We start from the raw sequence: 21,139 nt of genomic DNA, 5'->3' as shown, positions 1-21,139 counted from the left end.
CGCAGCCCGCTACCCAGTCCCGATGTCCCCGAACGCCCCCTCCACCGAGCGCCGTTTGATGCATGCCCGCGCCACCCTGGTGCAGGTCTATGCGCGCAATGACGGCTTGTTCGACGTCGAAGCCGAGTTGCGGGATACCAAGACACGAGACATGCAGCTTTCGGCCGGCATTCGCAAGGCCGGTGAGCCGGTCCACGACATGCTGTTGACCTTGGTCGTCGATGCCCGGCTGAACATTCTTGAAGCCTCGTCCGACACCCGTGCCATGCCATACCCGGGCCGATGCGAGCATCACGGCAATGCCTATGCCCAGCTGGTCGGGCTCAATTTGCTCAAGGGCTTCCGGGCGGCGGTCAAGCAGAAGCTGTCCGGTGTGCTGGGCTGCACCCATCTCACCGAGCTCTGCAACGTGCTGCCTACAGCTGTGATCCAGGCCTTTGCCGGCGAGGTGATCGACACCCGTGAAGGCAGTGAGGACGGCACACCTCCCTTCCAGCTCGACCGCTGCCATGCGCTGCGCCGCGATGGCCCGGTCGTGCAAACCCATTACCCCCGCTGGTATCGCCAAGGACAGGCCCTGCAGGCCGAATCCACCGCGACGCCGCTGGGATCTTCCTGACCGATCGATTGACTGACTTCCCCTAAGCGAGACCCCCTATGAAGATTCATGAGTACCAGGGCAAGGAAATCCTGCGCCAGTTCGGCGTGCCGGTGCCCCGCGGCATCCCGGCCTTCACCGTGCAAGAGGCCGTCGAAGCCGCCCAGAAGCTGGGTGGCCCGGTCTGGGTCGTCAAGGCCCAGATCCACGCCGGTGGCCGCGGCAAGGGCGGTGGCGTCAAGGTCGCCAAGACCCTGGACGATGTGAAGGCCAACGCCGAGAAGATCCTGGGCATGCAGCTGATCACGCACCAGACCGGCCCCGAAGGCCAGAAGGTCCGTCGCCTGTACATCGAGGACGGCGCCGACATCAAGAACGAGCTGTACGTCTCGCTGGTCACCGACCGCGGCACGCAGAAGGTCGCCTTCATCGCTTCGAGCGAAGGCGGCATGGACATCGAGGAAGTCGCCCACTCGACGCCCGAGAAGATCATCACCGAGATGATCGACCCGCTGGTGGGCCTGACCGCCGAGCAGAGCAAGAAGATCGCCGCGGCCATCGGCCTGACCGGCGGTTCCGTCGACCAGGCCGTCGACATCTTCGCCAAGCTCTACAAGTGCTACATGGATACGGACGCGTCGCTGGTTGAGATCAACCCGCTGAACTGCGACTCCAAGGGCAATCTGATGGCCCTGGACGCCAAGTTCAACTTCGACGCCAACGCCCTGTTCCGTCACCCGGAAATCGTCGCCTACCGCGACCTGGACGAAGAAGATCCGGCCGAAGTCGAAGCTTCCAAGTTCGACCTGGCCTACATCAGCCTGGACGGCAACATCGGCTGCCTGGTGAACGGCGCCGGCCTGGCCATGGCCACCATGGACACCATCAAGCTGTTCGGCGGCGAGCCGGCCAACTTCCTGGACGTCGGCGGTGGCGCCACGGCCGAGAAGGTGACCGAGGCCTTCAAGATCATGCTGAAGAACCCCGAGGTTAAGGGCATCCTCGTGAACATCTTCGGCGGCATCATGAAGTGCGACACCATCGCCGAGGGCGTGATCACCGCCTGCAAGGCCGTGAACCTGTCCGTGCCGCTGGTGGTGCGCATGAAGGGCACCAACGAAGAACTGGGCAAGAAGATGCTGGCCGACTCCGGCCTGCCCATCATCGCCGCCGATTCGATGGCCGAAGCCGCGACCAAGATCGTTGCCGCTGTCGCCTGAGCCTGAAAGAAAGAATTCGCCATGAGTATCTACATCAACAAAGACACCAAGGTCATCACCCAGGGCATCACGGGCAAGACCGGTCAGTTCCACACCCTGGGCTGCCAGGCCTACGCGAACGGCAAGAATGCGTTCGTCGCCGGCGTGAACCCCAAGAAGGCGGGCGAGAAGTTCTCGGACATCCCAATCTACGCGACGGTCAAGGAAGCCGCTGGCCAGACCGGCGCCACCGTGTCCGTGATCTACGTGCCGCCGGCTGGTGCCGCTGCCGCCATCTGGGAAGCTGTCGAAGCCGACCTGGACCTGGCGATCTGCATCACCGAAGGCATCCCGGTCCGCGACATGCTGGAAGTGCGCAACAAGATGAAGGCCAAGGAAGCGGCCGGCGGCAAGCGCACGCTGCTGCTGGGCCCCAACTGCCCCGGCCTGATCACGCCCGACGAAATCAAGATCGGCATCATGCCCGGCCACATCCACCGCAAGGGCCGCATCGGCGTGGTCTCGCGCTCGGGCACGCTGACCTATGAAGCCGTGGCACAGCTGACCGAAATCGGCCTGGGCCAATCGTCGGCCGTCGGCATCGGTGGCGACCCGATCAATGGCCTGAAGCACATCGACGTGATGAAGGCGTTCAACGACGATCCGGACACCGACGCCGTCATCATGATCGGCGAGATCGGCGGCCCGGACGAGGCGGAAGCCGCCCGCTGGTGCAAGCTGAACATGAAGAAGCCGGTCGTCGGCTTCATCGCTGGCGTCACCGCCCCTCCGGGCAAGCGCATGGGCCACGCCGGCGCGCTGATCTCGGGCGGCGCCGACACGGCCGATGCCAAGCTGGCCATCATGGAAGAGTGCGGCTTCACGGTCACGCGCAATCCTTCGGAGATGGGCAAGCTGCTCAAGGGTCTGCTCTGATTCAGGCTTCGCCCCGCTGATCAACAAGCCGCCTCCGGGCGGCTTGTTTTATTGCGACCCGCCCCGCGACACTAGAGGGGTCGGGTCATGCCATTGCCCTTGCTCGCCATCTGACCTGCCCGACAGGAGTTCCCATGGATTTGATGACTGCCGCGTTCTGGATTGCCCTGCTCAAGATCATCTGGGTCAACGTGCTGCTGTCGGGCGACAACGCGGTCGTGATTGCCTTGGCCGCGCGCAACCTGCCTGCGCACCAGCAGGCCAAGGCAGTGTTCGCCGGCAGCGCGGCCGCCATCGTGTTGCGTGTCATCCTGACCCTGTTCGCGGTCTCACTGCTGCAATTCCCCTACCTGAAGCTGATCGGCGCCCTGCTGTTGCTGTGGATAGGTGTGCAGCTGATGGTGGAAGAGGAAGACGCCGCCGATGTGCATGCCAGCAGCAGCCTGTGGTCGGCCGTCCGCACCATTCTGGTCGCCGACCTGGTGATGAGCCTGGACAACGTGATTGCCGTGGCTGCCGCGGCAAACAGCGCACCCGAAGGCGCACGCACACTCTTGCTGGTGCTTGGTCTCGGGCTGTCCATCCCCCTGATCATCTTCGGTAGCACCTTGCTGCTGAAGCTGATCGAGAGCTTTCCGTTCATCGTCGTGCTCGGCGCTGCCCTGCTTGGATTTGTGGCCGGCGAAATGGCCGTGACCGACATGGCGGTGCATGACTGGTTCGAGACCCATATGCACGGCCTGGACTATGCGGTGAGCATCAGTTGCGCCATTGGCGTGGTGGCCGCGGGCACCTGGTTGGCACGGCGTCGACGAACCGTGGGCGACGAATGAGCCACTAAGATGCGGAGCCCATGGACCAGCTAATGAATGCTGACTTCTGGGTCGCCGTGGCCCAGATCATCATGATCGACATCCTGCTGGGTGGCGACAACGCGGTGGTGATCGCCCTGGCCTGCCGCAAGCTGCCAACAGCGCAGCGCCGGCAGGGAATCTTGTGGGGCACGGTGGGTGCAATCCTGCTGCGGGTGGTGCTGATCTTCTTCGCGCTGACGCTGCTGCAGGTGCCGTATCTGAAGATCGCCGGTGCTCTGCTGCTGCTGTGGATTGGCGTCAAGCTCCTGCTGCCCGAGGAGGGCGATGGCCATGGCGAGATCGAGGCCAGTGACCGGCTCTGGTCCGCGGTAAAGACGGTGATCGTGGCTGACTTCGTGATGAGCCTGGACAACGTCATTGCGATCGCCGGTGCGGCCGAGGCGGCCGGCGAGGGCTCGGAGATGCTCCTGGTGGTGTTCGGCCTGGTGGTGTCCATCCCCATCATCGTCTGGGGCAGCCAGCTGGTGATCCGGCTGATGGACCGCTTCCCGCTGATCATCACCGGCGGAGCCATGCTGCTCGGCTGGATCGCCGGCGGCATGCTGATCGAGGATCCGGCCCTGAGGCCCTGGCTGCCGATGCTGCCACCCAAGCATGGCGCGACGCCCGAAGTCCCGGCAGCATTGGGTTACGCTTGCTCCCTGGCTGGCGCCTTCCTGGTGCCGGCCGTCGGCAGCCTGCTGGCGCGGCGCCGAAGGAGCCCGGGAGGCACATGAGCGGCGGATTCTGGAAGCGCGTGATGGGCGGTGGCGGCGAGGAGGTTTCCGGCGATGCCAAGCGTGCCGTTCCTGCCGGACTGCAGCGCTACGAGATCGGCGAGGAACTGGGTCGCGGCGCCATGGCAATCGTCTATCGCGCCGCAGACAAGCAGACCGGCGAGGTCGTCGCCATCAAGCGCCTGGCGCTGCAACGCGAATTTGCCTCCGAAGATCTGGCAGAGGTGCGCCAGCGCTTCATGCGCGAGGCCCGCGCGGCCGGCCATCTGCAGCATCCTGACATCCTGCGCGTCATCGACGCCGGCGAGGCAGAACAGGATGCCTGGATTGCAATGGAGCTGGTCCAGGGTCAAGACCTGAGCCACTTCACACGGTCCGGCCAGCTGCTGCCGCTGCGCGAGACGCTCGAGTTGGGAATCCGGCTGGCACGCGCCCTGGCCTATGCTCACAGCCAGGGCGTGGTGCACCGCGACATCAAGCCGGCCAACGTGATGCTGGAGCGCACCAGCGCCGCCGTGAAGATCATGGATTTCGGCATCGCTCGCATCGCCGACGGCAGCCGCACGCGGACCGGCCTCGTATTGGGCACGCCATCCTTCATGTCACCCGAACAATTGGCCGGGCTCAAGGTCGATGGTCGAAGCGACCTGTATTCGCTCGGGGCCCTGCTCTATCAGTTGCTGACCGGGCAACTGCCGCACCAGTCCGAATCGATGGCCAAGCTGATGTATCGCATCGCCAATGAGCCGGCGCCCGACATCCGACACTACCGCAAGGAGCTGCCCGAGTCGCTGGCCTTGGTACTGGCCCTGGCGCTGGAGAAGCGTCCCGAGCTGCGGTATGCCAGCGGCGAGCAGCTGGCGCAGGACCTGGAGGCAATCCTTCCGCAACTGCCGGCCGAGGCCGAAGGCGTGCTGCCCATCGCTCCTCTGGCAGGGCTTTCCCAGCCCCAAAGCGTGGATCCTTTCGCACAAACCCAGCGTCTGGACGCCGCAGAAGCAGGGCAAAATCCCCGAACCCTGCCGTAACCCCCACCCTCAACCCGCGCCCGTCCAAGCCCATGACCCTGGAGTTCTTCAGCGCCACTGACGTCGGCCGCGCGCGCGACAACAACGAGGATTCGGTGGCGGTGGACGAGAGCGTCAGTCTGGCCGTGCTGGCCGACGGCATGGGGGGCTACAACGCCGGCGAGGTGGCCAGCTCGATGCTGACGTCCTTCATCAAGGCCGAACTGGGTCGATGGCTGAAGGAATCCGGCAGCAGTGTGGACCCGACCGACGTGCGCAGGGCCATGGACATCTGCGTGGACAACGCCAACCGCGCCATCTTCAACGCCGCCAATACCAATCCTCGCTACGCGGGCATGGGCACGACCCTGGTGCTGGCCGTGTTCCGCGAGCAGGGGCTGCTGCTGGGCCACGTGGGTGATTCGCGTTGCTACCGGCTGCGCGGCGGTCATCTGAGCCAGATCACCCGCGACCATTCGCTGCTGCAGGAACAGCTGGACGCGGGCCTGCTGACGCCTGAGGAGGCGGTCTTCTCCAGCAACAAGAACCTGGTCACACGGGCGGTCGGCGTCGAGGACGCCGTGATGCTGGAGCTGCACCAGCATGAGGTCCAATCCGGCGACGTCTACCTGATGTGCTCGGACGGCTTGTCCGATATGCTCGACGACGATGCCCTGGCACAGTTGTTGATTAGCCACCCTTCGCTGTCGGAAGCGGCGCAGGCGCTGATCGATGCGGCCAATGACATGGGCGGCAAGGATAATATTGCAGTCGTTTTGGTGCGCGCCGAAGGTCGGGCGCGGTCCGTCGGTCGTACCTGGTGGCCGTTCGGCCGGCGCTGAGCCCGGCGGCATTCAAGGCAGACAAGCAGCGCCGGCCCGGGCCGCCGCTGACAACTATGGGGTCAACAATGGGCAAGCTGGTTGTTTCGCTCGACGGTGTGGTGATCAAGGAGGTTCAGGTCACCAAGGACAAGACCACGCTCGGTCGTAGGCCGTACAACGACATCGTCATCGACAACCTGGCGGTGAGCGGTGAGCATGCGGTTCTGCAGATGGTGAGCAACGATGTCTTCATCGAAGACCTGAACTCGACCAACGGCACCTACATCAACGGCAAGGCGATCAAGAAGCAGCTGCTTGCCAACAACGACATCGTCGAAGTCGGCAAGTACAAGATCAAGTACCTGGTCGAAGACAGTGCCGACTACGAAAAGACGATGATCCTGAAGCCGGGCGCCAACGCGCCCACCGGCTTCGGTCTGCCCTCCAGTTTCGGCACCTTGTCCAGTCCGGCCAGCAGTGCCACGCCGGCCGTCATCAAGGTGCTGACCGGCGCCGCCGCCGGCCGCGAGGTGAGCCTGACCAAGGTAGTCACCACGGTCGGCAAGCCCGGCGTCCAGGTGGCGTCCATCACCAAGCGCCCTTCGGGCTATGTGTTCGCCCATGTGGAAGGGGCACAACGCCCCAGCGTCAACGGTGCGCCGCTAACTGCCGAATCGGTGGCGCTGCGCAGCGGCGACGTGATCGAGCTGGCCGGCACCCGGATGCAGTTCGTCCAGAGCGCGTGAACCAAGTCACGTGAGCCCTGGCGCCGCGCGAGGCGCTGCTTCCCAACGTGAATTTGGGCTTGGGCAGCGGACGTCGCACCGCGTAAATTCAAGGCCTGTAGCCCGTGCGTCAATCCAGGACACGGGCCATTGAGCCTTATCCATGACCATTCGCGTTCTCGGCTGTTCCGGTGCTATTGCGGCCGGATTCAAGACCACGGCCTTTCTGCTGGACGATGACGTCCTGATCGACGCCGGCACCGGCGTCGGTGACTTGACGCTCGAGCAGCTGGCTCGGATCGACCAGATCCTGATCAGCCACTCGCACCTGGACCATGTGCTGGCCATAGGCCTGCTCGCGGATTCAGTGCTGCGCCTGCGTGCCCAGGCCCAGCGCCCGCCCATTCGCATCAATGCGCTGCCGGAGACCATCGAGGCGCTGCGCCGCCACATCTTCAACGGTGTCATCTGGCCCGATTTCAGCCGCCTGCCGAGCGCCGAGGCGCCAGTGCTGAGCTTCCATCCGTTCCAGGTTGGCGAGCGACTGGATCTTGGGCGAGGCCGGCAGATCGAGATCCTCACGGCCGAGCACACGGTGCCGGCCTGCGGTTTCGCGATCGACAACGGCTCGGGTCGCCATTGGGTGTTCACGGGCGACACCGGCCCGAATCCGGCGCTTTGGGCTCGCCTGGCGCAGTTGCAGGTGGCCCATCTGGTCATAGAAACCGCTTTCGGCGACGACGAATGCGAGCTGGCTCGTATCAGCCAGCACCTTTGCCCGTCCGAGTTGGCCCGTGAGCTGAGCCAGCTGGGCGGCAGCGTGGATGTGCACATCACCCACATCAAGCCGGGCGAGCTCGATGCCGTGATGAGCGAGATCGGCGTACTGCCGACGCCGCACAGGATCCAGGCCCTGCAAGCCGGCCAGAGCATCGATTGGTAATGCGGGTTTCCCCGCAGCGATGAGCCGCCGCCCGGGCGGCTCTTTTGTTTCCGGTTCACGCCCCAGGCCTGACAAAAAATGTCAGGTGACGATTTGCGTTTCAAGGCTTCACCCGACTTCTGACAATTTCTGTCAGCCCGGCCTTCGGGCTGGCTCGTTTTGCGTGACCTGGCTCACGAAATCCGCTGAACGCAGGGCTGGCACGACCCCTGCATTCAGAGGGGTCGTCTCTACCCCTCAACCCTGCTGTAGGAGTTCCTTATGAAGCGCGTCCAACAAGGTTTCACCCTGATCGAACTGATGATCGTCGTGGCGATCATCGGCATCCTGGCCGCTGTGGCCATCCCCCAGTACAAGGACTACACGTCCAAGTCCAAGGCCGCCTCTGCCGTGTCCAGCCTGAACTCGATCAAGACGGCCGTCACGATCTGCGCCCAGGAAAAGGGCACGCTGGCCGGTTGCAATGATTCGACCGCTGGTATTCCTGCCTGGAACGCCACCCCGCTGATTAGCGCAGTCGCAGTGGATGCCACGACCGGCGCTGTCACCGCCACGGTTCCTGCTGACGCCATGGGCAACAGCGCTGCCGGCTCGATCATCCTGACCCCGACGCTGGGTGATGCTCGCGTGGCCTGGGCCATCACCTCGACCAGCATGACGACCGCCGTCGAAAATGCCCTGAAGAAGAACAACGTTGCTAGCGGTACCTAAGCAAACCGCCAGCGTTCCATGCTGATCGCAAAAGGGGGCATCCGCCCCCTTTTTTCATTTCCTGCGGCCGAGACTGAGTTGTGAGCTCCCCTCTGATGCCAAGCCGCCGGCCAGGGCTGATCTGCTGGGTCGCCTTGCTGGGCGTCATCGCCCTGCCGGGCCTGTTGGGAGATGCCATTGCCGCCGGCTCGCATGCCGAGAGTTTCGACGTCCGCAATGTCGGCAGCCTGATCAACTTGCTGCTTCTGGCCGTCGCATTGGGCCTGGGATCAAGGCCGGGCCATGCACTGTGGCTGTTGGGCCCGGTGGCCTGGCTGGCTCCTTTCGAGCTGTTCTACGTCTGGCAATTCCGCCTGCCAAGCGGGCCTCATGTCTATGGCGTCATTGCTGACACGGACTGGGCAGAAGCCACGGCCTGGCTGGGCCCGTGGGCTCTGCCCCTGGTGGTGTTCGCGGTGGCTTGGGCGGTCTGCGTGGCTCTGCTGTGCCGCTGGGCCTGGCGAGCCGGCTGGACTTGGAAATCGCGCAGCCGTGTGCTCGTGCTGGCGAGCTCGACCTTGGTCATCGCAGTCTGTGGCCTGATCGAATGGGCCAGTCTAGAGGTCGAGGCCCGCTTCGAACTGGAGCCCAATGCCTATGTCCAGCATTCACTTTCAAAGCCTCAGCCCGGCCTGACTTCGCTCGTGGAACGAAGTTTCCCCTGGGGCTTGCCGGTTCGTTGGTTCCGGTTTCATGAGCACCAGCAAGCGCTGCTTGATCATGGCCGGATGGCGGCAAGCCATGACTTCGGTGTGCGTTGGCGGCCTGGCCTTCCGGTGGCCGGGCGCCAGGTGGTGGTTCTGGTCATTGGCGAAACCGGGCGGCCCGATCGCTGGGGCCTGTTCGGAGCCGAGCGCGACACTACGCCGGAACTGCAGAAGCGTGTGGGGCTGCTGGCCTTCAGCGATGTCGTTAGCGGCGCCTCGGCCACCCGCGAAGCTGTCCCGCTGATGCTGACCCGACGGCCGCCCGAGAACATGCTGGCGCCGCCCGCCGAGGCTTCGGTGGTCACGGCTTTCCGCCAGGCCGGGTTCAAGACCTACTGGCTCAGTACGCAGGGTGCGGCGGGTGCCCATGAGACACCAATCTCGGTGCTGGCTCGCGAGGCCGACGAAGCGCATTTCGTCAATGGCATCGACTACCGGGGCGCCGGTGCGCTGGACGGCGACTTGCTGCCTCTGCTGGCCAAGGTCCTGGCGAAATCGGAAGAGCGCCAGTTCATCGTGCTGCACACGTTGGGCAGCCATCTGAACTATGCGCACCGCTATCCACCGGCTTTCGAGCGCTTCAAGCCCGCCTTGGGCCGGGAGGACAAGCCCGACATCTGGCGCAGCTCGCAGGCCACGGAGCTTCGCAATGCCTATGACAACAGCGTGCTCTACACCGACCACGTGCTGGCGGCGGTGATCGACCAGCTGAGTGCCAGCGGCGCCACCGCGTCCATGCTTTATGCGGCGGACCATGGGGAAACGCTTTTCGATGGCGACTGCAAACAAGCGGGCCATGGTTTTGCGGCGGAGGTCAACTACCGGGTGCCGCTGGTGGTCTGGCTGTCCGAGCCCTGGCAGCGCGTCCGGCAGGACGAGTTCCAACGGCTGCAGCAGCACAGGCGGGAGCCATTCAGCGCTCTGTCGGTCTTCCCGACGCTGACCGGGCTGGCCGGCTTCGATATCTCCTCCCCTCATGCCCATCGCGACATCGCGGCGGGCCCGGCGCCCGGAAGGTCGCGCCTCGTCACGCATTTCGGAAATTTCGATCGGAATCTGGCAGGGCGCGGATGCGACAGCCGAACGCCGGCGGCCGGCCGCTGACGGCGGCTAGCCGTACAGTCCGTGCTTCGTTTCCGACCGCCGAACGAGCCCATGCACGACGACAAGCTCCGATTCCATTGGCTGCCCTTGCTGGTGGCCGTCGCAATGCCGCCGCTGCTGGCCTACAACCTGACCCCCTCGGCCACCCTGTTCAACCAGCTGGCCTCGCTGGCTGGTTGGGGCCTGGCGCTGGGGTGGCTGGCGGTGAGCGGCCAGGGCTTGGCGCGACAAATGCCGGCTGCGGGCTGGGCCTTGCTGCTGATGTTGGCAGCGATTGCCGCTTCGCCGTTTTGGACCGGACTGCCCATTTCCCTGTCTCTGAGCGGCTTTGCCATGGTGGGCGCGGCCTTGCTGGTGCTGCTTGCGGGAGCCGGCAGCATGGGCGAATCACGCAGGCGCGGTTTTGACGCCCTGGCCGCGGGGCTGGTCGTTGCTGGTGTGGTCAGTGCTGGAATTTGCCTGATCCAGGTCTTCCAGCCCGACTGGGCGGACGGTGCCTGGATCGCCCGTTCAGGCATTCCGGGCCGCGCGGTCGGCAACATGCGCCAGCCCAACCATCTGGCCAGCCTATTGCTGTGGGCCGCCATCGCTGCGGTCTATCTCGCCGAGCGGCATGCAGTCCGGCGGCCTGCGCTGTGGACGCTGCTGCCGCTTGCTTTGTTCGCCTTCGTGTTCTGCGTGGTGCTCAGCGCTTCGCGTACCGGCATGATCGGTGTCGGCCTGCTGGCGCTCTGGGGCCTGCTCGACTGGGCCGACGGCAAGCTGAGCAAAACCAGCCGCATCAGCCTGCTGGCCACGCCGGTGATGCTGGCCATCAGCTGGTGGTTGATGGCGGCCTGGGCGCATGGAGGCGGCCATGCCTTTGGCGCCGAGTCCAGGCTCGCAGAAGGAGCGGGCTCGCCTTCGCGCCTGGCCATCCTGCGCGATGCCTGGGACCTGGTGAAGGCCTATCCGCTGACCGGCGTGGGCTGGGGCGAATTCAACCTCGCCTGGACGATGACGCCGTTCCCGCAGCGCCCCATCGCCTTCTTCGACCACACCCACAACATCGTGATGCAGCTGCTGGTCGAGCTCGGAGTGCCGCTGACGTTGGCGGTGCTGGGTCTGCTGCTCTGGTCGATGTGGAAGGCCTTGGCCAAGGGGGCGGGTCTTGTGGGCGAGCATGGCGCGATGCAGCGTTGCGCCTTCATGGTCGTGCTGATGATCGGCCTGCACAGCTTGCTGGAATATCCGCTCTGGTACGCCTACTTCCTGCTGCCGACGGCCTACGCGCTGGGCTTGTGCCTGGCCGGCGACGACAAGCCGGTGGAGGCTGCATCTTCTGCCTCGGGCCACATGCTCCTGCTGGGGGGCGTGCTGCTCCTGCTTGGCAGCGCTCTGGCGCTTTGGGACTACCGCAAGATCGTCGTCATCTATGCGCCGCCGGAAGTCGCCAAGCCATTGCAGCAGCGCATCGAGGACGGCCAGGCCAGCCTGTTCTTCGCGCCTCAGGCCGAGTACGCGGCGGCCACCAGCCTGGGGGTCAGCCCTGAGGCGCTGGAGGCAGCGCGGCGGACCGGGCATAACCTGATCGATGTGCGCCTGATGATGGCCTGGGCACAGGCGCTTCATGCCAGCGGCGACGATGATCGGGCGCGCTACCTGGTGCAGAGGCTCAAGGAGTTTCGCAACAGCCAGGGCGACGAATGGCTGGCCGAGTGCGAGCAGGTGCCGTCCGAAGCCGAACGGCCCTTCCAGTGCGACCCGCCCAGCCGCAACTACAGCTTCAAGGAAATGCGCTGAAGGCCGGGTCTTCTCAGACCTCGGCCTTCCACTCGCCGCTCTTGCCGCCCTGCTTCTCCAGCACGCGGATCTGCTCCATCACCATGCCGCGGTCGGCGGCCTTGCACATGTCGTAGATGGTGAGCAGGCCGATCTGCACAGCGGTCAGCGCCTCCATCTCGACGCCAGTGCGGCCCAGGGTCTCGACCTGGGCTCGGCACTGCACGGCCACGGCCGCCTCGTCGATCTCGAAGTCGACGGCGACGCGGGTGATGGGCAGCGGATGGCAGAGCGGGATCAGCTCGGAGGTCCGCTTGGCGGCCTGGATGGCGGCGATCCTCGCCACGCCCAGCACATCGCCTTTCTTGGACGTGCCGCTGCGTATCAGCTCCAGCGTGGCCGGCAACATGCGGATGCGGCCGGCCGCCACGGCCACACGGTGGGTCTCGGCCTTGGCGGCGACATCGACCATATGGGCCTGGCCTTGGGCGTCGAAGTGGGTCAGCGGCGAATTCATGAGCTGGAAACAATGGGGATATGAGTCTCTGCCATGATAGGGGCCTTGTTCCCCGGTGCCGATGCCATGTCCCGCTCCCTGAACCGCCCCAGCCGCCTGGCCGTGGCCTGCCTGAGCGCCCTGCTGCTGCTCGGTCCCCAGACGTCGCTGAAGGCTCAGGTCAACCTGCCTTCACTGGGCGATTCGGTCTCCGATGAGTTCACCATCGGCAACGAGCGCCGCTACGGCGACCAGATCATGCGCTCGATCAAGCTGGATCCCGACTACCTGGACGATCCGCTGCTGTATGAGTACATCAACGACATCTGGCAACCGCTGGTGTCGGCTTCGACCCGCATGGGCAATCTGGGCGAGGACATCAAGGACCGCTTCGCCTGGGAGCCATTCCTGGTTCGGGATCGTAGCGTCAACGCCTTTGCCCTGCCGGGCGGTTTTGTCGGCGTGCACCTGGGCCTGATAGCGATGACGGCCAGCCGCGACGAGCTGGCCTCGGTGCTGGCCCACGAGCTTTCGCATGTGACGCAGCGGCACATTGCGCGCTCGGTCACCAATGATTCACGCAATAGCCTGCTGGCCACGGCTGCGATGCTGGCCGGCTTGCTGGTGGCGGTGAAGGGGGGCAGTCCCGACGTGGCCAACGCCGCCATGATCGGTGGCCAGGCTGCTGCGCAGCAGGCTTCGCTGAATTTCTCCCGCGACATGGAGCGCGAGGCCGACCGTATCGGCTTCAACGTGCTGACCGAGGCCGGCTATTCGGCCACTGGCATGTACGCGATGTTCGAGCGGCTGGAGCAGGCCAATCACCTGAACGATTCCGGCGCCTATCCCTACCTGCGCACCCACCCGCTCACCAGCGAGCGCATCGGCGAAGCGCGTGCCCGCCTGGGTGCCGGAAGCTGGGAGCGGCCACGCAGCCAGGCGGAGCACGTGATGATGGCGGCGCGTGCCCGCGTCATGATGGATCCGCGGGCCGAAACCTGGACCCAGCTGCAGAACCTGGATGCTGGCGCGCGCAACATCGACGGCAAGAGCTACGAGCAGCTGGGAGCGCGCTATGCGAGCACGCTGGCTGCAATCAAGCTGCGCAACTTCGACCGGGCCGAGGCAGCGCTGGGTGCTGCCTTCTTCGAGCTGGGACGCCTGGGTTCGGATGCGCGGGCGCTGCGCTTGCTCACCTACCTGTCGGCCGAGCTGGCCGTGGCTCGCGGCCGACCCGAGGCGGCCATGGCGGCCTTCAGACAGCTGGGCGCCGAACGCGGCCGGGTGATCCTCTTGGAGAAAGCGCGGCTGGGCATGGTGGATCCGGACCTGGCCTCGGCCCGCGATGCGGCCGATAGCCTGCAGACCTTCCTGGCCGTCAACAATCGGGATGCCACGGCCTGGAACCAGCTGGCCCAGCTCTGGGAAAGGCTGGGTCATCCGCTGCGCGCGGTCCGGGCCCAGGGCGAGGCTCGTGCGGTGGTGGGTGATCTGAATGGCGCCATTGATCGCTTGCGATCGGGCCTGCGCCAGTCGCGCGGCCGCGACGCAGACCAGATCGAGGCCTCGGTGATCGATGCGCGCCTGCGCACCTTGCTCTACGAGCGTCGCCAGCTGTTGGCGGAGATGTATCCCCGCGGCGCACCGCCAGGGGCCGAACTGCCCTGAGCGACCGACCGGCCTAATCCCTCCCTATTCGGCCGGCGGGAACAGCCTTTCCATCGCGACGTCGATCACCATGCCGCACAGGCTGTAGATCAGCGAGCCGATCAGGGCGGCGCTGAAGCCGCTGACCGCAAAACCCTCCAGCATGTTGGCCGCGGCCCAGAACATCAGCGCATTGATCACGAACAGGAACAGCCCCAGGCTGAGCACAGTCACCGGCAGGGTCAGCAGGACGAGCACCGGTCGCAGCAGCGTGTTCAGCAAGCCCAGCACCAGGGCCGCGATCAAGGCGGAGACATAGCTCTTCACCTCGACGCCCGGATAGAGATGGGCCACCAGCAGCAGGGCAGAGGCCAGCAGAAACCAGCGGATCAGGGTTTTCATGGCGGCCAGCATACAGGGGCCGGTCTTGGCTTCGCATCAGTGCCAGCCAGCAACTTTGATCCCCGTCAGTAATCACAATAGGAATCGTTCTCATTTGTGTTAAGCTGCGGTCAACGCGCGGCTGAAAGGCTTGCGCCAAAGCCGCATCTCTTCAACACCATGAGCCACACCCTTGCCATGCCCGTCGCCTTCGGCAATTTGCCGACGATGCCGGAAGCCCTTGCCGAATCGCCCCGCCGCCGGCTGGCGCTGGTCGTTCTGGTCTTGCATGTGCTGTTCTTCTGGGCGCTGATGCAGCAGGAGCTGGTGCAGAAGGTGGTGCAAAAGGCCAAGCCCATCGTCGTGAGCCTGATCGCCAGCCCCGAGCCGCCCAAGCCGGTGGTCAAGGTGTCGCTGCCGCAACCTCCGATGCCGCAGATCCAGGTGCTGCATGTGCCGGTGCCCGAGGTCCAGATCCAGGCGCCGATTCCGACGCCGACCGTGACCGTGGCGCCGCCCCCGCCGGCACCGCCGCAGGCTCAGGTCGTCAACCCGGTCGTGACTCCGACGCCGGTCCAGCAGCCGCCCGTGCAGCCGTCCATCAAGACCTTGCCGTCCAGTGCCGTGCGCTATCTGGTGGAGCCGCGGCTGATCGTGCCGACGCTGTCGCGCCGGCTCGGCGAGCAGGGCATCGTCTACTTGCGAGTCATCGTCGATACGCGCGGCCAGCCTCGCGAAATCACGATCAAGAAATCCAGCGGATTCGCCCGCATCGATCAACAGGCGCTGGCTGACATGCGCAGCGCCCGTTTCGTGCCGCAGACCGAGAACGGTCAGGCAATCGAATGGGAGGTTGTGGCCCCCTTGTCGTACGAACTCGAACGCTGAGCTGGTGCTCGGCTCAGCTCCCCAATTGCCGCCTTGCGGGACCGGTTCTTCCGTTCCTGCTGGGCAGCGCTTTGCCCAAATTCAATCGAGGAGAACTCATCCGTGAAGCAAAAGAAGATCCCCCCGCACGCCCTGCTGCCGCTGGGCGCATTGGCCGCTGGTTTCGGCATCGCCGGCGCAGCCCTGGCCCAGTCGACCACGCCTCCGGCGACGCCGCCCGCCACGCCCGCGAGCGCAGAGACCACGCTGCCCGTGGTGCGCGCCAAGGCCACGGCCGAGAAGACCGGCAAGGAGGACTACCAGGCGACCGAGTCCAAGATCGGCAAGGGCAAGCAGGAACTGCGCGACATCCCGCAATCGGTGACCGTTGTGACCGAGAAGCTCATCGACGACCGCAACCTCGACACCATGAAGGACGTGCTGAAGAACACGGCCGGCATCACCTTCATGGCGGCGGAAGGCGGCGAAGAAGACATCCGCCTGCGTGGCTTCCCGCTGCAGTCCACCGGCGACGTGTTCATCGATGGCATGCGTGACCCGGCCTTCTACGAGCGGGACACCTTCTTCTACGACCGCCTGGAAGTGATCCGCGGCTCGGCCTCGATGCTGTTCGGCCGTGGTTCCACCGGCGGCGCCGTCAATCAGGTCAGCAAGGCGCCGCGTCTGCTGAACGAGAACCAGATCGACGTGACCGTCGGCAGCCACAACTATGGCCGCATCGTCGGCGACTTCAACATGAAGACCGGTGACGACCAGGCACTGCGCGTCGGCGCCATGGTTACTAAGGCCGACAACAACGGCGCCGGCAGCTCGCTGGACAAGCGCGGCATTGCCGCCGCCTACCGCCTGGGCATCGGCGAGGCCGACGAGTTCGCCGTTTCGCTGTACTACCTCGACAACAACAACGGCATGAACTACGGCATGCCGTGGATCAAGCCGACGCTGACGGCCCCGACCAACGAGACCACGCTGATCCCGGTCGACCCGAGCACCTACTACGGCATGGCCAGCGACCGCAATGACGGCAGCGCCGGCTGGGCCTCGCTGAGCCACACGCACCGCTTCTCGCCCAAGACCGAGCTCACGACCCGCATCCGCAAGGCCGACTACACGCGAGACCAGCGTGCCGGCACGGTTCGCTTCGGTGCTGCCACCGTGCAGCCGGATCGCCTGGGCGTCTCGCTGGCCACCTTCGGTCCGAACACCGTCATCACCCGCGGCCTGCAGCCCAAGATCCAGGATCTGCAGACCGTGACCGTGCAGAGCGACCTGAGCAGCAAGTTCGATGCGCTGGGCGTGGGCCACTCGGTCCAGGCCGGCTTCGACTACGCCAAGGAAGAAAAGCAGGTCTACGGCACGCTGACGGCCGCCCAGGGCGGTGTGGTGCCGACCAAGCCCAACACCACGGTGGGCAAGCCGAACGACGGCGCCTGGATCGACGAAAGCCTGCGCAAGCTGCGCATGACCAGCGAGTACACCTCGAACGCCGCCGGCGCCTATGTGCAGGACCTGGTCCAGCTGGCTCCGCAATGGAAGGTCCTAGGTGGTCTGCGCTACGACTGGCTCAAGGGTGACTACGACACCTTCGCCATTCCGAACAATGCGCCGACGCCGGTCACGACCAGCAGCTATCGGATGAAGGTCTCGGAGTGGAGCAAGCGCGCTGCCGTGCTGTTCCAGCCGAACGCGCTGATGTCCTTCCACTTCGGTGGTGCCACCTCGTTCAACACCTCGGGCGATGCCTACTCGCTGGGCGCCTCGAACCAGAACACGCCGCCGGAACAGTCGGTCAACCTCGAGCTGGGCGCCAAGCTGGATTCGGCCGACGGCAACTTCACCACCCGCCTGGCCCTGTTCCGCACGACCAAGCTGCACGAGCGCAACACCGATCCGCTTGTCGACCTGGTCACGCTGTCGGGCAAGCGCCATGCGGCCGGCTTCGAAGTCGACTTCAGCGGTCGTCCGATGCCGGGCCTGGAAGTGTTCGCCTCGTTCATGTGGATGCCGGTGGCCAAGATCGACATCGCCACGCCAGGCGCCGAAGGCCAGGGCACGCGACCCTCGCTGACGCCGCAATACTCGGGCACCTTCTGGACCACCTACCAGCTGACGCCTCAGCTGCGCCTGGGTGCAGGCCTGAACGCCCGCAGCGGCCAGCAGCCCAACCGAAACCCCGGGTTCTACGCGCCCAAATTCCTGACCGGCGATCTGATGGCCGAGTACACCTTGGTCCAGGACAAGCTGAGCTTCAAGGCCAACCTGAGCAACGTGACGAACAAGCTCTACGCCGATTCGCTCTATACCGGCCACTACATCCCGGGTGCAGGTCGTTTGCTGCAGGTCACAGGCAGCTACAAGTTCTGATGTTCTGATCTGTCTGTCCTTCAAGGGGCATTGGGCGCCGTGTCGGAAACCCCGGCCGGCGCCGTTTTTATTTGCTAAGGTCCCGTCATGTTGCTTCGTCTCCCGCAAGTCCTGACCCCTGATGAACTGGCACATGCACGCGGCCTGCTTGCGCGGGCGACCTGGACCGAGGGTGCGCTGACGGCCGGCAGCCAGGCAGCCCAGGTCAAGCGCAACGAACAGTTGGCGCGCGACGGCAGCGAGAGCCAGGCGCTGCAGCAACTGGTGCTGGGGGCGCTGGAGCGCAGCACGCTGTTCTTCTCCGCTGCCCTGCCCAAGCGGGTGCTGCCGCCCATGTTCAATCGCTATGCCGGGGCCACCAACACCTACGGCAACCACATCGACCAGGCAATCCGATACCTGCCTGGCGGCTTGCAACGCGTGCGCACCGACATCTCCTGCACATTGTTCCTGGCCGAGCCCGACGAGTACGAGGGTGGTGAGCTGGTGATCGAGGACACCTTCGGCGAACAGCGCGTCAAACTGGCGGCCGGCGATGCCGTGCTCTACCCGGGTACCAGCGTCCATCGGGTCGAACCGGTCACGCGCGGCGCGCGCCTGGCCAGCTTCTTCTGGATAGAAAGCATGGTGCGCAGCGACGAGCAGCGTCGCTTGCTGCTTGAGCTGGACCAGGCCTTGATGCAGCTGCGAGGCGAGCATGGCGACGGCGAGTCGACGACGCGGCTGGCCGGCACGTATCACAACCTGTTGCGCATGTGGGCGGACACCTGATGAGCCAGGGTGCATCGGGTCTGGAGCCCATTCCTGCCGGCGTGGCCAACCTGGCCGACTTCGAGCCACATGCCAAGGCGCGGCTGAGCGAACAGGCCTGGGCCTACTTCAGCGGCGGTGCTGCCGATGAACTCAGCCTGCGCGCCAACCGCGCTGCCTGGGATGCGATCAATCTGCAACCGCGTGTGTTGCGCGATCTCAGCGGCGGCCACACAGGTGTTCGGTTGTTCGGCCGCGAGCTGCCTCATCCCATCCTGCTGGCGCCAATCGCGTATCAGTTGATGGCCCATGGCGACGGCGAGCTAGGCGTTGCGCACGCGGCGGCGGCGCAAGGGGCCGGCATGGTGCTCAGCGCGCAGGCCAGCATGCCGATGGAGCCCATCGTCGCTGCATTTGCGGGCGAGGCCCAGCGCGGCCCGCTGTGGTTCCAGCTCTATTGGCGCGACGACCGCGAGTTCATGCGGGAGCTGCTGCGGCGAGTCGAGCGCGCCGGCTTCGAAGCCCTGGTGTTGACGGTTGATGCGCCAGTCCATGGTGCGCGCGACCGTGAACGCCGTGCCGGCTTCGCGCTGCCACCGGAGGTGCGCGCGGTCAATCTGGGAGGTATCAAGAAGCCCATCGATCTGTTGCCGGGTCAGAGCATGATGTTCGATGGCCTGATGCCACGTGCTGCGACCTGGGCCGAACTGCATTGGCTGCGCGAGCACAGCTCGCTGCCGCTGTTGCTCAAGGGCGTTCATCATGTCGACGACGCACGCGAGGCAATGGCCATGGGAGTTGCCGGCCTGATCGTGTCCAACCATGGTGGTCGCACGCTCGACACCTTGCCGCCGACCGCATGGCTGCTAAGGCGCATGCGCGAGGCCCTCGGGCCTGATGTACCGCTGCTGGTCGATGGCGGAATCCGTCGCGGCACCGACGTGCTGAAGGCACTAGCGCTGGGGGCTGATGCGGTGCTGCTGGGGCGAGCCTACCTGTTCGCACTGGCAGCTGCGGGCGCGCATGGCGTGGCTCATGCGATCCGACTTTTGCGCGATGAATACGAGATCGCGATGGCCCTGTGTGGCTGCAGATCGCGTGCGGACATCGGACCGCAGCTGCTGATCGACGCGCGCGAATGATGCACAGCCGCGACAACCAAGGGTAAACAAGGCCATATTCACAGCGTCTTGACGCAAAGTTCCTCTATGAGAGCCTTCTCAATGCCAGGGGCGCGCAGTACCATTCGCTGCGCAGGGTGCTAGAGAGAACCGAAGGCTCTGACCTTCCCCCGGGCCCGGCACATCAACAACCTTTGATGGAGAGAATCGAAATGGCAACTGCGAAGAAGGCCGCGCCCGCCAAGAAGGCGGCTCCGGCCAAGAAGGCCGCCCCGGCTAAGAAGGCGGCCGCTCCGGCGAAGAAAGCTGCTCCCGCCAAGAAGGCCGCTCCGGCCAAGAAGGCAGCTCCTGCCAAGAAGGCTGCGCCCGCCAAGAAGCGCACTCCCAACGCCGCTTTCATGAAGGCCATGACGCCCAGCTCCGCGCTGGCCGCCATCGTCGGCGCAGCGCCGCTGCCCCGCACCGACGTGACCAAGAAGGTCTGGGAGTACATCAAGAAGAACAAGCTGCAGGACGCGGTGCAGAAGCGGGTCATCAATGCCGACGCCAAGCTGAAGGAAATCTTCGGCAAGGCCAAGGCTGACATGTTCGAGATGACCAAGCTGATCAACAGCCACCTGAAGTGATGTGCCGGCGCGGCCGCAAAGCCGCGCCGATGCAGGAACAACCCGGCCTTGGCCGGGTTTTTTATTGGCCTTGCTGGGCGGCGACGAGCCGCTGCAGGTGGCGGTCGAGGAAATCGAGCCGGTCCTGGCCCCAGAAGATCTCGCCGTTGACCACGTAGCTGGGCGCACCGAACACGCCGGCGTCAATTGCTTGCTGCGTGTTCTGCTCGAAGCGTTCGGCCGCAGCCTGGGAATGGCTGTCTTCGAGGCGCCGCGGGGCCCGGCCTTGCCGGGTCAGCAGTTCGGCCAGAACGCGTTCGTCGGCAATGTTGAGTTCTTCGACCCAGACCGCGCGCAGCACTGCGCCGGTGAGCTGCATGGCTGCCTCAGGCCCGTCGAGCATGTCGACGGCCACGATCAGCCGCGCAGCGTCGTCAGGTTGCACTGGGAAGAATCGCGGTTTGAGGTTGAGCTCGACATCCAGCCATTCGCTGAATCGTTGCAATTCAACCAGCCGATAGGCCTGGCGCTGCGGTGCTCGCTTGGCCAAAGGCAGCCCTCCAGAGACGGGGAACACCTTGCCGCCCAGGTCACAGGGCAACACCCGGACCGCTGCGCCGTGGCGTTGCACGATCTGAGCAAAGCGCTGGTGGCCCAGATAGGTCCACGGAGAATTCGGCGCAAAGTAGTAGTCCACCGTGAGGGCTGTGGTCATGGTCGGGTCCTGGGCTGAATGGGCTGG

The 21,139-nt window shown here is 65.2% G+C and carries 21 protein-coding genes; 18 read left to right on the top strand and 3 right to left on the bottom strand.

Annotated features, from left to right (window positions below; all coding sequences use genetic code 11):
* Positions 1 to 22 precede the first annotated feature (22 nt).
* The 12 genes from QT382_RS13395 to QT382_RS13340 all read left to right on the top strand — a co-directional run bounded on the left by QT382_RS13395 (position 23) and on the right by QT382_RS13340 (position 12,166).
* Complete coding sequence (locus QT382_RS13395; RefSeq protein ID WP_289254528.1) at positions 23 to 619, top strand: DUF2889 domain-containing protein; 597 nt, start codon at positions 23 to 25, stop codon at positions 617 to 619.
* A 38-nt stretch (positions 620 to 657) separates the two neighbouring features.
* Complete coding sequence (gene sucC, locus QT382_RS13390) at positions 658 to 1,818, top strand: ADP-forming succinate--CoA ligase subunit beta (protein WP_289254527.1); 1,161 nt, start codon at positions 658 to 660, stop codon at positions 1,816 to 1,818.
* A gap of 21 nt (positions 1,819 to 1,839) precedes the next feature.
* Positions 1,840 to 2,733 (top strand): succinate--CoA ligase subunit alpha, encoded by an 894-nt coding sequence (gene sucD / locus QT382_RS13385; RefSeq protein WP_289254526.1) that lies wholly within the window; start codon positions 1,840 to 1,842, stop codon positions 2,731 to 2,733.
* 134 nt (positions 2,734 to 2,867) lie between these two features.
* On the top strand, positions 2,868 to 3,566 hold the full coding sequence (locus QT382_RS13380) for a TerC family protein (protein WP_289254525.1): 699 nt from the start codon (positions 2,868 to 2,870) through the stop codon (positions 3,564 to 3,566).
* Between the two features lie 20 nt (positions 3,567 to 3,586).
* Positions 3,587 to 4,324 carry a TerC family protein gene (locus tag QT382_RS13375; protein WP_289254524.1) on the top strand — a complete coding sequence of 246 codons (738 nt, stop codon included), beginning with the start codon at positions 3,587 to 3,589 and terminating at the stop codon, positions 4,322 to 4,324.
* A complete protein-coding gene (locus QT382_RS13370) occupies positions 4,321 to 5,352 on the top strand; it encodes a serine/threonine-protein kinase (RefSeq protein ID WP_289254523.1) in 1,032 nt (343 codons plus the stop codon). The genes QT382_RS13375 and QT382_RS13370 overlap by 4 nt, the downstream gene beginning before the upstream one ends.
* A 32-nt stretch (positions 5,353 to 5,384) precedes the next feature.
* The gene (locus QT382_RS13365) at positions 5,385 to 6,173 is read left to right on the top strand and encodes a Stp1/IreP family PP2C-type Ser/Thr phosphatase (RefSeq protein ID WP_289254522.1); all 789 of its coding nucleotides are present in this window, start codon (positions 5,385 to 5,387) and stop codon (positions 6,171 to 6,173) included.
* A 68-nt stretch (positions 6,174 to 6,241) separates the two neighbouring features.
* The gene (locus QT382_RS13360) at positions 6,242 to 6,901 is read left to right on the top strand and encodes an FHA domain-containing protein (protein ID WP_289254521.1); all 660 of its coding nucleotides are present in this window, start codon (positions 6,242 to 6,244) and stop codon (positions 6,899 to 6,901) included.
* A gap of 142 nt (positions 6,902 to 7,043) precedes the next feature.
* A complete protein-coding gene (locus QT382_RS13355) occupies positions 7,044 to 7,823 on the top strand; it encodes an MBL fold metallo-hydrolase (RefSeq protein WP_289254520.1) in 780 nt (259 codons plus the stop codon).
* 261 nt (positions 7,824 to 8,084) lie between these two features.
* Positions 8,085 to 8,534 (top strand): pilin, encoded by a 450-nt coding sequence (locus QT382_RS13350; RefSeq protein WP_289254519.1) that lies wholly within the window; start codon positions 8,085 to 8,087, stop codon positions 8,532 to 8,534.
* 305 nt (positions 8,535 to 8,839) lie between these two features.
* On the top strand, positions 8,840 to 10,384 hold the full coding sequence (locus tag QT382_RS13345) for a phosphoethanolamine transferase family protein (RefSeq protein WP_289254729.1): 1,545 nt from the start codon (positions 8,840 to 8,842) through the stop codon (positions 10,382 to 10,384).
* Positions 10,385 to 10,405: 21 nt separating this feature from the next.
* Positions 10,406 to 12,166 carry a PglL family O-oligosaccharyltransferase gene (locus QT382_RS13340; protein ID WP_289254518.1) on the top strand — a complete coding sequence of 587 codons (1,761 nt, stop codon included), beginning with the start codon at positions 10,406 to 10,408 and terminating at the stop codon, positions 12,164 to 12,166.
* Between the two features lie 13 nt (positions 12,167 to 12,179).
* Here the strand turns inward: QT382_RS13340 and moaC are convergent, their stop codons facing one another.
* Positions 12,180 to 12,662: a cyclic pyranopterin monophosphate synthase MoaC gene (gene moaC / locus QT382_RS13335; protein ID WP_289254517.1), complete on the bottom strand. Its 483-nt coding sequence runs from the start codon at positions 12,660 to 12,662 to the stop codon at positions 12,180 to 12,182.
* Positions 12,663 to 12,728: 66 nt separating this feature from the next.
* Here moaC and QT382_RS13330 point away from each other — a divergent pair, with 66 nt between their 5' ends.
* On the top strand, positions 12,729 to 14,309 hold the full coding sequence (locus QT382_RS13330) for a M48 family metalloprotease (protein WP_289254516.1): 1,581 nt from the start codon (positions 12,729 to 12,731) through the stop codon (positions 14,307 to 14,309).
* A 24-nt stretch (positions 14,310 to 14,333) separates the two neighbouring features.
* On the opposite strand, the gene QT382_RS13325 is transcribed toward QT382_RS13330, so the two are convergent.
* On the bottom strand, positions 14,334 to 14,690 hold the full coding sequence (locus QT382_RS13325; RefSeq protein WP_289254515.1) for a phage holin family protein: 357 nt from the start codon (positions 14,688 to 14,690) through the stop codon (positions 14,334 to 14,336).
* Between the two features lie 159 nt (positions 14,691 to 14,849).
* On the opposite strand from QT382_RS13325, the gene QT382_RS13320 reads away from it, so the two are divergent.
* The 5 genes from QT382_RS13320 (at position 14,850) to QT382_RS13300 (ending at position 20,418) form a co-directional block, all read left to right on the top strand.
* Positions 14,850 to 15,557: an energy transducer TonB gene (locus QT382_RS13320; protein WP_289254514.1), complete on the top strand. Its 708-nt coding sequence runs from the start codon at positions 14,850 to 14,852 to the stop codon at positions 15,555 to 15,557.
* A 102-nt stretch (positions 15,558 to 15,659) separates the two neighbouring features.
* Positions 15,660 to 17,921, top strand: coding sequence for a TonB-dependent receptor (locus QT382_RS13315; RefSeq protein WP_289254513.1), 2,262 nt, complete (start codon positions 15,660 to 15,662; stop codon positions 17,919 to 17,921).
* An 87-nt stretch (positions 17,922 to 18,008) separates the two neighbouring features.
* Positions 18,009 to 18,692 (top strand): Fe2+-dependent dioxygenase, encoded by a 684-nt coding sequence (locus QT382_RS13310; protein WP_289254512.1) that lies wholly within the window; start codon positions 18,009 to 18,011, stop codon positions 18,690 to 18,692.
* Positions 18,692 to 19,813: an alpha-hydroxy acid oxidase gene (locus QT382_RS13305; protein ID WP_289254511.1), complete on the top strand. Its 1,122-nt coding sequence runs from the start codon at positions 18,692 to 18,694 to the stop codon at positions 19,811 to 19,813. The genes QT382_RS13310 and QT382_RS13305 overlap by 1 nt, the downstream gene beginning before the upstream one ends.
* 191 nt (positions 19,814 to 20,004) lie before the next feature.
* Positions 20,005 to 20,418, top strand: coding sequence for an SWIB/MDM2 domain-containing protein (locus QT382_RS13300; protein ID WP_289254510.1), 414 nt, complete (start codon positions 20,005 to 20,007; stop codon positions 20,416 to 20,418).
* A 61-nt stretch (positions 20,419 to 20,479) separates the two neighbouring features.
* Here QT382_RS13300 and QT382_RS13295 read toward each other — a convergent pair whose 3' ends face one another.
* On the bottom strand, positions 20,480 to 21,112 hold the full coding sequence (locus tag QT382_RS13295) for a 2-hydroxychromene-2-carboxylate isomerase (protein ID WP_289254509.1): 633 nt from the start codon (positions 21,110 to 21,112) through the stop codon (positions 20,480 to 20,482).
* Between the last annotated feature and the right edge of the window lie 27 nt (positions 21,113 to 21,139).

It is taken from the genome of Pelomonas sp. SE-A7 (assembly GCF_030345705.1).
Lineage (GTDB): Bacteria > Pseudomonadota > Gammaproteobacteria > Burkholderiales > Burkholderiaceae_C > JAUASW01.
The sequence above is the reverse complement of the archived record's forward strand: the minus strand, read 5'-3'. Positions and strand labels throughout refer to the sequence as shown.

Bases quoted from the DNA above. Each gene is read 5' to 3' on its own strand.
- sucC (WP_289254527.1), top strand. From the start codon at position 658: ATGAAGATTCATGAGTACCAGGGCAAGGAAATCCTGCGCCAGTTCGGC.
- moaC (WP_289254517.1), bottom strand. From the start codon at position 12,662: ATGAATTCGCCGCTGACCCACTTCGACGCCCAAGGCCAGGCCCATATG.
- QT382_RS13330 (WP_289254516.1), top strand. From the start codon at position 12,729: ATGTCCCGCTCCCTGAACCGCCCCAGCCGCCTGGCCGTGGCCTGCCTG.
- QT382_RS13365 (WP_289254522.1), top strand. From the start codon at position 5,385: ATGACCCTGGAGTTCTTCAGCGCCACTGACGTCGGCCGCGCGCGCGAC.
- QT382_RS13370 (WP_289254523.1), top strand. From the start codon at position 4,321: ATGAGCGGCGGATTCTGGAAGCGCGTGATGGGCGGTGGCGGCGAGGAG.
- QT382_RS13305 (WP_289254511.1), top strand. From the start codon at position 18,692: ATGAGCCAGGGTGCATCGGGTCTGGAGCCCATTCCTGCCGGCGTGGCC.
- QT382_RS13395 (WP_289254528.1), top strand. From the start codon at position 23: ATGTCCCCGAACGCCCCCTCCACCGAGCGCCGTTTGATGCATGCCCGC.
- QT382_RS13300 (WP_289254510.1), top strand. From the start codon at position 20,005: ATGGCAACTGCGAAGAAGGCCGCGCCCGCCAAGAAGGCGGCTCCGGCC.
- QT382_RS13325 (WP_289254515.1), bottom strand. From the start codon at position 14,690: ATGAAAACCCTGATCCGCTGGTTTCTGCTGGCCTCTGCCCTGCTGCTG.
- QT382_RS13310 (WP_289254512.1), top strand. From the start codon at position 18,009: ATGTTGCTTCGTCTCCCGCAAGTCCTGACCCCTGATGAACTGGCACAT.
- QT382_RS13320 (WP_289254514.1), top strand. From the start codon at position 14,850: ATGAGCCACACCCTTGCCATGCCCGTCGCCTTCGGCAATTTGCCGACG.
- QT382_RS13360 (WP_289254521.1), top strand. From the start codon at position 6,242: ATGGGCAAGCTGGTTGTTTCGCTCGACGGTGTGGTGATCAAGGAGGTT.
- QT382_RS13380 (WP_289254525.1), top strand. From the start codon at position 2,868: ATGGATTTGATGACTGCCGCGTTCTGGATTGCCCTGCTCAAGATCATC.
- QT382_RS13350 (WP_289254519.1), top strand. From the start codon at position 8,085: ATGAAGCGCGTCCAACAAGGTTTCACCCTGATCGAACTGATGATCGTC.
- QT382_RS13295 (WP_289254509.1), bottom strand. From the start codon at position 21,112: ATGACCACAGCCCTCACGGTGGACTACTACTTTGCGCCGAATTCTCCG.
- QT382_RS13355 (WP_289254520.1), top strand. From the start codon at position 7,044: ATGACCATTCGCGTTCTCGGCTGTTCCGGTGCTATTGCGGCCGGATTC.
- sucD (WP_289254526.1), top strand. From the start codon at position 1,840: ATGAGTATCTACATCAACAAAGACACCAAGGTCATCACCCAGGGCATC.
- QT382_RS13375 (WP_289254524.1), top strand. From the start codon at position 3,587: ATGGACCAGCTAATGAATGCTGACTTCTGGGTCGCCGTGGCCCAGATC.